The organism is Oligoflexus sp., from assembly GCF_035638955.1.
GTDB lineage: Bacteria > Bdellovibrionota_B > Oligoflexia > Oligoflexales > Oligoflexaceae > Oligoflexus.
This window is the reverse complement of sequence record NZ_DASQYZ010000023.1, coordinates 1-4,982: the sequence shown is the minus strand read 5'-3', so window position 1 is coordinate 4,982 and position 4,982 is coordinate 1. Positions and strand designations below refer to the sequence as shown.

3 protein-coding genes are annotated in these 4,982 nt (G+C 49.0%); 1 reads left to right on the top strand and 2 read right to left on the bottom strand.

Features of this window, described 5'->3' with window-relative positions; all coding sequences use genetic code 11:
• On the top strand, positions 1 to 197 hold a 197-nt coding region (locus tag VE954_RS02800), incomplete at its 5' end, for a hypothetical protein (RefSeq protein ID WP_324949436.1).
• A 386-nt stretch (positions 198 to 583) separates the two neighbouring features.
• Here the strand turns inward: VE954_RS02800 and VE954_RS02795 are convergent.
• Positions 584 to 4,615, bottom strand: a complete 4,032-nt coding sequence (locus VE954_RS02795) for a zinc-dependent metalloprotease (RefSeq protein WP_324949434.1) — start codon at positions 4,613 to 4,615, stop codon at positions 584 to 586.
• A 46-nt stretch (positions 4,616 to 4,661) separates the two neighbouring features.
• Positions 4,662 to 4,982, bottom strand: a 321-nt coding sequence (locus tag VE954_RS02790) for a hypothetical protein (protein ID WP_324949432.1), incomplete at its 5' end; no start/stop codon positions are given.

Genomic DNA, 4,982 nt, shown 5'->3' with positions numbered 1-4,982 from the left:
AGCTTATAGGAAAGATACCAGCGGACATGAAGCATGATGATCTGGCGCTCAAAACAATGTCCTTTGGTGTCAAAAAGCATGAGCCGCCCTCCCAAGGTTTCCCGGAGAATACCACGGGCTTACCCAGGCGCAACACAACCCGAAGTCTTAATAAAGCCAAACTGGAAAAGAAGACTCAACTTTCTTTTGTCAGCTGAAGTTGCCATGACTATATGTGGTGCGCTCCCCTATGGGAGCCTGAAATGCTTCTTAAAATCATTTTTTGATCACCAGCTTCGGGTGATATGGGCAGGATATTATCAGGCGGGAATCGTGTCTAACCTTGGCTTCGTGATGCGCTTACATGCGACTAGCTCCAGGTTTGGCTGCTGCACTTTCAATGCGGTAGGACCATTCCATTGCTTGCCCTGCCGGACTCAATATAGGTTGAATGCTCATGATTAAAAGCCTTGAGGCCAGAGGCGTTCGCTCCCGACTTGTCCGTATTAATCTTCCGGGGGACACCGTGACTGCCCTATGTGCCAGGCTGCTGACACAGGGTAGAAAGCCAAAAGGGGTGACCGCAGTCACCCCTCCCGTAAGATTAAAAGCTGCTGAATATACTGTTCAGAATGGACTCGAGAGCAGAGAGGTTATTTGACTCGTCTGCAGCCAGGCTAAGCAGGCGTTGATTGAGTAATTCCTTATCCGAGAATTCCTTCACAGCATTGAAAACGACCGTGGCATTTGCGGTGTTCACGTCGGCACTCGCATCGACTGGAGCGGCAGGAGCTGCCTTTGCTGTTGCGATATACTGACGAAGGAGAGCCTTTTGCGCCGGCTGGAGAGCAATCCCCTTTTCCTGGATGAAGCTGGACGCAGCTTGGAACAAGCGATCGTCCAGGGCCAGGCTTGCATCCTGGGAAGCCAATGACGCCTGCAAAGTCGTCATGGTTCCCCCTGTTTTTTCAGGGTCATGGGTATCCTGGAAGGTAAAATAGGAGGGTACAATTTGCTGGATCTGCACGAAGAGCTTGATCATTTCCTTCGCAACACCTCTTTCCGCATACAACACTTCATTATCAGTGTTGGTCATGTGCCAGATAGGTCGCTCCGATGCACCAAGTCCGCTCGCGAACAACGAAAGGCTTCTTTCCTTGTTGGGCTGCATAGTACGGGCAAACGTGAAACTATCTGATCTTGTATCAAGACCATTGATAAAAAGCGTGAAAAGGTAGTAAGGGGTCAGGTCTGCAAAATCTTCGTAGTGCTGCAAAACCTTACCAGCAAGCAAAGTGGGGTCCGAGAGCTCGCCTTTGACACCAACGAGGATGTTTGACCATGCGTCGTTGTACAGCTCTTCGGCAAACCATTCATAGTCAAGGAAATTGGTTTCACCAACTCCCGCCTCATAAGCCAGGTCAAGCATCGATTCACGGCTGGTCAGCATCTGAATCGCTTTGTTCTTAAGTGCGAGTGTTCCAGAAGAGAATCGAGGATCGAGATCGGCTGCAATGCTTTCCGTTCGAACGAACGACAGCTGTTTCAGCTTATCGGCGGCAGCCGCCGGATTCAAACTCAGTTCGAGTCCCTTAAGCTCAGTCCCGCGATCGAGGAATGTTAAAGTCGCAGCATCGGCAGCATAGGCTTTTTTCATTTCGGTCAAAGCACTGCTGGCGTGAAGTGAGGCTTGCTTACAGGTTTGAACTGTAACCTGCTCCTTATCATAGATGCGCTGGCGCAAAGGCGCGAATTCCAACGCATCGACGACTGCGCCCGCCGCGTTCTTGATGATACAGACACGGGTGGGAAGAGCCATGACCTCACGGCCAAACTTATAGATCTCTTTCACAGCATTATAATAGCTCTGCACCTGAGGACGGTCGCGTTCCGGTGTGGCAGCGATAACGGCTTCCAAAGATGCCTTCTTCGCGGCTGGGGTATCCCCCTTGAGCTTTTCCAGAAAGACACCCGCCTGACCGCGGACGAGGAAGCGGAAGTATTCCTGAATCTGCTTGAAATGATCGAGATAAGTCAACGAGCCGATCGCTCCTCTAAAGCCTTTGTTGTTATAACGGAATCCATTGAGGATAATATCCGAATGAATCTGGCCTATAGCCCATTTTACATAGGCTTCGGGCGTCGAGCCTTCGTCCCATTTTGAACACATGGGATCATAATACGGCAGGTTGGTCGTCCTACCGACTTCCATATCTGTACACATCCTGAAACCCTTGACGTCTTTTCCAGCGGAGCCGGCAGCCGTCGCGATGCTTTGAGTTTTCGGGACGTCAATGACCTGACCATCTTGAGTCTCTACCTTGCGGCTATACAAAAAGCGGACAGCAGCAATATCATAGGGACCAGGCTTGTTGCGAATGTTAAAATCGGCATCGGGATAGTCCATAACGGAAGACGATGGATAAGCTATGCTTCCGTCATCGTTCCTGGCAAAATTTTCTTCACTATCACTGGAACCCGCGAAATTATGCCCGAGACCAAGATTATGGCCCACTTCATGGATCAAAGTGGACACCAAAATATCTTTCATCAGAGGCTGCGCGCATTCCAGGATGGCTTCTTCTTCTCCGTCCGTATTAAGGATTTTACTGTCGTTCGCATGAAGGGCCTTCAAACTGTTCACGTACGCAGCGAATTTCGTATCGCCGGAGGCACAGACGTTGCGGATCTGCTTCCAGCTATTGGAAACCGACGCAACAGAAGCGTATTCACATGCTGGACCATTTTCAGTGAACATTTTAGCTTGGCTGGCCACCGTATCAATTTTGGCATCTTTTTGGAAATCATCCAAAATATCCAGGAAAAATCCTGATCCGAATACTCTGTTCTGGTAGCTCTCTCCGCCAGGTATCCTTTTGAACATTTCACTGTTGGCAATAAACTCCTTTAAACTGGAGGCACTTCCCAGATTGGGAGTAGGATTGCTGATCAGACCCCCGCCTTCGATCAACCGATCGGACTCAGCAAAGGACGGCACCTGCTCCACGCGCTTGTCATCATAAAGTCCGAGCTCGTTACGTATGTAGCTACGAATACTGCTGATCAAGCCTTCACGATAGCTGCGAAGGTAAATATGGGTGGCTGCCGAAAAAGTTTCACCTGTGCGCGTGTCTTGAACGGATGGACCAAAGCCAAGAAGGCTCCCGGCGTCGATTTCATATCCATAGAGCACGATCGTATTATAACGTACATCGCCCAGTTCCACTCTCTCGTCCGCCAGGCGAACACGCATCCCGGTGCCTGCTTTCTGAAATGCATCATCCCAGGCCTTGATGGCAGCAGAAGTCGCTTCGGTAAACACAGCATCTGTTGGGCTGTTCTTGCTGAGGTGATAAACAATTTCACCATTTTCAGGGTAAAAGCGGTTGGCATAGACCAGGCGCTCAATGTCTGGTTCCTGGCTCTGAAGGGCGCCGCGAATCACCTTGCGTCGTTCGGTGAAAATATGAAACGACTTCGCATCATCAGCAAAGAGGTTTTGGCCTTCGACCTTGCGGTTGGATTTTGCCAAGGAGTATTTGTACGTGTTGCCACTCCCTGATTCGTAGATGGTGAACGAAATATAGTCGTCACCTATCTCCAATTTTTCAAGCTTGTTGTCGAGAGTGAAGGCCTTATCGAGCCGATCAGCGTTATTGAAATCGACCAAAGCGTAACTACGCTCCTTCCAAAAGCGTGATTCACTCTCACTGTCGCCCAGCTTGGTTTCCTTGAGGCGGGCGCTGGGGCCGGCGGTGTCCGTCTTAAAATCAACCCACTGAACGGGAATTTCAAGGGCTGTGATGGTCTTCGTTGGATCAAGAATTTCCTGTTCCTTGGCGATATTTAAATCGATCCCGATCAAACTGTTATTGGTTTTAGCAAACCTGATTTTTAATGAAGCCTCGGTGGCACCGAGGATTTCTTGCGAATTAATGGCACGGCCAACCAGCGTCTTGGTGAAGAACCATTCATCGGTTGTATTGAAAAAGTCGGCGCTGAAGAGATCTGGCTTGGACGGAGCCTCAAAGTACTTCAGGACACCGGCATCAATCTTGAAGTGAGTGGACTCGTTCAGATAATCCTTTGGAAAAGTTGCCAGTGTACGGGTTTCCTTGCCACGTTCATCCTTAACCTTCTCCACGGTGTAGAGAGAGATCGGCAAGCCCATCAGGGGCACTTCAAACTGACCATTGCCAAGATCAGTCGCGTAGGTCAATTCCTGGCTCGGAATGTCATTCTTGGCAGCAATTTTCGACAAGATCACATGATGGTCTGTAAATGTATATTTGAAGGAGTATTCAAAATTTTCACGACCATAAAAGTTGAAGTCGGAGATATCGATGTCCGCAAAAAGGCCATCTGAAATTTTGAAATCGACGGTGTCAAGATTATTGATCTTATCAAATCCGTTTATAGTCAGAAGCTCATCCGCTCGGGAAGTCTGGCCTTTAAAACGTTTTGCGCCCGTTTTTAATTTAAAAACGTTCCCGTCGTACTGCTTGATTTCAAATACATTGTCCCCCGATCCCTGAGTATAGCGCAGGCCCCGCTTTTTCTCACAAGCGACTTGTCCGAAAACAAGCGCCAGACTGCTGAAGAGAGCCAGTCTTTTCAAGGCTTTAAACTTCATCATTTGAACCCCCTTTATACTGCACGTGTGAGGACTTCACACGTGCATGTTAGAAGCTATACGTCGTTTTAAATTCGTAGACCGTTTTCTGAGAGTCATAGAGCGTGAACTGGGTGGTTTCATAGTCATAGCTGAAAGCCCTGTCCGCCGTTGCCTGGCCCACGCTTAGGATCATGCTTTCATTCAGATTAGCCGACATTCTTACGTCATGCTTGTACAGGATTTCCGTTAAACTGCCGTTGCTTTTGCGGGATCGTTCAAGAAGGAAGCCCGAGTCGAGTTGAAAAAACTCGTTGAACCTGGCAACTGCGGCGATTCCTCCACTGAATGAATAAGTGGTATTGGGATTTCCCGCGATCGAGGAATCATA

What these genes read in the sequence shown, in the direction of transcription:
- VE954_RS02795 (WP_324949434.1), bottom strand. Translation starts at nt 4,615, where the DNA reads ATGATGAAGTTTAAAGCCTTGAAAAGACTGGCTCTCTTCAGCAGTCTG.